At 72.4% G+C, this 428-nt stretch carries 1 protein-coding gene; it reads left to right on the top strand.

Annotation, left to right across the window (positions count from 1 at the left end; translation table 11 throughout):
- Positions 1–168 precede the first annotated feature (168 nt).
- A partial coding sequence (locus LPA54_RS39730; protein WP_228985265.1) for an STAS domain-containing protein occupies positions 169–428 on the top strand: 260 nt, incomplete at its 3' end.

Raw genomic sequence — 428 nt, forward strand, 5'->3', positions numbered from 1 at the left:
GTGCGTCGTCTCCGGCATCCGCCCGGCGATCGCGCAGACCATCGTCCACCTCGGCCTCGACCTCGGCACGGTCAAGACCCGCGCGAGCCTCGCCGACGCGCTCGGGTACTGCCTCGACGAGCTTGTGGCGTACATCGTGAACGCCCCGGCCGAGGGTGCGGTCCGGCGGTGAGCGAACACTACGCCCGCCCGGTCGCGGGCCATGTGCCGGTGCTGCGGCTCGGGGACGTGCTGCTGGTCACCCTCCAGGGCGACCTGCACGACGGCATGGCGTCCCAGCTCCAGCAGGACCTGGCCGAGACGATCGCCGCCAGCCGGGTCACGGGGGTGGTCATCGACATCTCCGGAGTGGAGATCGTCGACTCCTTCCTGGGCCGGGTGCTGGCCGAGACCGCGGCGCAGACCGAGCTGCTGGCCGCGCGGACCGT

It is taken from the genome of Streptomyces sp. DH12, assembly GCF_020873895.1.
GTDB lineage: Bacteria > Actinomycetota > Actinomycetes > Streptomycetales > Streptomycetaceae > Streptomyces.